Below are 3,525 nucleotides of genomic sequence, written 5' to 3' on the forward strand. Positions count from 1 at the left end.
AGGAGAAACCGGCTTAATGAATATTATTCGTGCCTTATTGGTGGTATTGGGTTGCTTGGCTTTGGGCGAGGCGGCCGTTTGGATTTTGGGGTTGAAGCTGCCGGGCAGCATTGTCGGCATGGGTTTGCTGTTTGCCGCGCTTCAGGCCGGCTGGGTCAAATTGTCTTGGGTGGGAGAACTGGCAGACATTTTGATGGCAAACCTGACTTTATTTTTGGTGCCGCCTTGCGTGGCCGTCATCAGCTATTTAGATGTGATTGCAAACGACTGGTTTTCGATTTTGACGGCCACAATCGGCAGTACGATCTGCGTATTGTTGGTGACAGGTAAAGTGCATGAGTGGGTCAGGAGGTGGGTGTGATGAACATAGACGGGCTGTTGCGCATGCCCTCGGTCATGCTGTTCCTGACTTTGGCCGTATATGCTTTGGCAGTGCAGATTCGGGCGCGCACGGGGAATGTGCTGTGTAATCCGGTATTGATCAGTACGCTGGTGTTGATGGGGTATTTGAAGGTATTTGCCATCGATTACGAGCTGTATCACGACGCGGCGCAGTTTATCGATTTTTGGTTGAAACCGGCGGTCGTGTTGCTGGCCGTGCCGCTTTATCGAAATTGGGACCGTATCCGCAGCCAGTGGTTGCCGGTGGTGTTGTCGCAGTTGGCGGGCAGCGTGACGGGCATTGTTACAGGCGTGTATTTTGCCAAATGGCTGGGCGCTTCGCGCGAAGTGATTTTGTCGCTGGCTTCCAAATCCGTGACCAACCCGATTGCGATTGAAATCACGGCATCGGTCGGCGGTATTCCGGCGATTACGGCGGCAACGGTGATTATTGCCGGACTTTTTGGCCAGATGGCCGGATATAAAGTGTTGAAAGGGGCGTTGTACATGCCTTCTTCAGTGGGAATGTCTTTGGGTACGGCCTCGCATGCGATGGGTATTGCGGCGTCTTTGGAATACGGCCGCCGTATGGCCGCATATGCCGGCTTGGGCTTGACGCTCAACGGCGTGTTGACGGCGATATTGGTGCCTATCTTGATTCCCTTATTGGGCGTATAGCGTTTAGGCCGTCTGAAAATAGTGTAAACAGGAGAAAATGATATGGCTGTAAATTTGACTGAAAAACGTGCAGACGAATTGTTGGAAATCGACGGTATCCGTCTGTTTACAGGTCGCGCCGGCATCAAGCAACAAGACCGCGACGATTTGACGCTGATGGTGTTGGGCGGCGGACATACAGTGGGCGCAGTGTTTACGCAAAACCGTTTCTGCGCCGCGCCGGTGCATATCGCCAAGTCGCATCTGTTTGACCAAGACGGCGTGTGTGCCTTAGTCATCAATACGGGTAATGCCAATGCGGGTACCGGCGCACAAGGCCGTCTGGACGCGATTAAAGTGTGCGCGGCGGTGGCAGAGCAGGTCGGCTGCCAATCCAATCAAATCATGCCGTTTTCGACCGGCGTGATTTTGGAACCCTTGCCTGTGGATAAAATCGTGGCCGCTTTGCCGCAAGTGCGCCCTGCATTTTGGTCGGACGCGGCCCGTGCCATTATGACGACGGATACTGTACCGAAAGCTGCTTCACGCAAAGGCCTGGTCGGCGAAAAACACACAGTCCGCGCCACCGGCATCGCCAAAGGTTCGGGCATGATTCATCCGAACATGGCGACCATGTTGTCGTTTATCGCCACCGATGCCAAAGTGTCCCAACCGATTTTGCAGCTGATGACCCAAGAAATTGCAGACGAAAGTTTCAATACGATTACCGTGGACGGCGATACCAGTACCAACGACAGCTTCGTGATTATGGCGACAGGCCGTTGCGGTCAGAGCGAAATCGACAATACCGCCGATCCGCGCTATGCGCAGCTCAAAGCCTTGCTTGGTTCGCTGGCTTTGGAACTGGCGCAGGCGATTGTCCGTGATGGCGAGGGTGCGACCAAGTTCATCACGATTGAAGTGCAAAACGCGAAAACCCGCGAAGAAGCGCGCAAAGTGGCTTATGCCGTCGCCCATTCGCCTTTGGTGAAAACCGCTTTCTTTGCCTCCGACCCGAACTTGGGCCGTCTGTTGGCAGCCGTCGGCTATGCCGGTATTGAATACTTGGATGTCGATGCTTTGAAAATGTGGCTGGATGACGTGTTGGTTGCTGAAAACGGCGGCCGCGCGGAAAGCTATACCGAAGAAGCAGGACAAGCCGTGATGAACCGTCCGGAAATTACCGTCCGCATCGATTTGCAACGCGGCGATACGACGGCGGCCGTCTATACCTGCGATTTGTCGCACGAATATGTGTCGATTAACGCGGATTACCGTTCTTAAAAACCTTTATTCTTGTTTTCAGACGGCCTTTGAGAAAAGCATCAAGGCCGTCTGAACACATTGACTGCGTGTTTATGATGAAATTTCCCCAGACTTGGGCGGCGCGCCTTGCCCACAAAATCCGCCAAACTAAACGCCTGTCGAAAAAGAGCATTGCCTTTCTGTTTTTGCTGGCAGGCTCGGCACTGGTTGCCCTGACGGCTTTGATGTTTGCGTACTTGGCGGATTTGGCTTTGGAATGGAACGCTTTGCTGGTGGGGAAATATCCGTGGTTTGCGTGGGTGGCCTTGCCGCTGGGTTTGCCGCTTTTGGCATGGTTTACGCGCAGATTTGCGCCGTACACTTCCGGCAGCGGTATTCCGCAGGTCATCGCTTCGTTGTCTTTGCCTTATGGCGCGCAGAAAACCCGTTTGATTCGTCTGGGCGAAACCTTTTTTAAGATTCCGCTGACGTTTTTGGGCATGATTTTGGGGGCGTCGATCGGCAGGGAAGGGCCGTCTGTACAAGTGGGTGCGGCGGTCATGAACGCTTGGGGCGCGTGGTGTAAAAAGCACGGGCTGGCGTTTAGGGGCATGCAGGAAAACGATTTGATTGCCGCAGGCGCTGCAGGCGGTTTGGCGGCGGCGTTTAACGCGCCTTTGGCCGGCGTGGTGTTTGCCATCGAAGAATTGGGGCGCGGCGTGATTTTGCGTTGGGAGCGCCAAATCCTGATGGGCGTGTTGGCAGCCGGTTTCATTCAAGTGGCGATACAGGGCAACAACCCATATTTTTCAGGGTTTCAAGGGCATGAGCTGCCAAACATGCTGATGTGGGCCGCGGTGTCGGGCATTGTCTGCGGCGTGGCAGGCGGATTGTTCGGCAGCTTTTTGTATCGCGGCGCGGCAGCATTCGCGCCGGTACGCTGGCGCAGTTTCATCCGCCGTCATTTGTTGGTGGTCGCCTTTGCAATGGGTATCTTGCTGGCACTGCTCGGTACGTTTTATCAAGGCAAAACCTATGGCACGGGCTATCACGAAGCCGCAGCCGCTCTTAAAGGTGCGTATGAAGCGCCGTTCGGCTTGGCCGTCGCAAAATGGGCGGCGACCGTGTTCAGCTACTGGGCAGGTATTCCTGGCGGTATTTTCACGCCATCGTTAACCATCGGCGCGATGATAGGCGAACACATGGCTTCTTTCGCGCAACTGGGCGACGCATCCAATGTCG

4 protein-coding genes are annotated in these 3,525 nt (G+C 54.6%); all 4 read left to right on the top strand.

Translation table 11 applies throughout. From position 1 onward, the window contains the following. Nucleotides 1–16: 16 nt before the first annotated feature. Nucleotides 17–361, top strand: coding sequence for a CidA/LrgA family protein (locus tag Q1M25_RS08985; protein WP_107724073.1), 345 nt, complete (start codon nucleotides 17–19; stop codon nucleotides 359–361). 5 nt (nucleotides 362–366) lie between these two features. Continuing rightward, nucleotides 367–1,059: an LrgB family protein gene (locus Q1M25_RS08990; RefSeq protein ID WP_150537325.1), complete on the top strand. Its 693-nt coding sequence runs from the start codon at nucleotides 367–369 to the stop codon at nucleotides 1,057–1,059. A 42-nt stretch (nucleotides 1,060–1,101) separates the two neighbouring features. Continuing rightward, entirely contained in the window at nucleotides 1,102–2,322 is a 1,221-nt protein-coding gene (gene argJ / locus Q1M25_RS08995) for a bifunctional glutamate N-acetyltransferase/amino-acid acetyltransferase ArgJ (RefSeq protein WP_300483947.1), read from the top strand. 77 nt (nucleotides 2,323–2,399) lie between these two features. Next, a partial coding sequence (locus tag Q1M25_RS09000) for a chloride channel protein (protein ID WP_300483948.1) occupies nucleotides 2,400–3,525 on the top strand: 1,126 nt, incomplete at its 3' end.

It is taken from the genome of uncultured Neisseria sp. (genome assembly GCF_951230505.1).
In the GTDB taxonomy this organism is placed as follows: domain Bacteria; phylum Pseudomonadota; class Gammaproteobacteria; order Burkholderiales; family Neisseriaceae; genus Neisseria.

Coding starts and splice junctions, on each gene's coding strand:
- Q1M25_RS08985 (WP_107724073.1), top strand. CDS start 17: ATGAATATTATTCGTGCCTTATTGGTGGTATTGGGTTGCTTGGCTTTG.
- argJ (WP_300483947.1), top strand. CDS start 1,102: ATGGCTGTAAATTTGACTGAAAAACGTGCAGACGAATTGTTGGAAATC.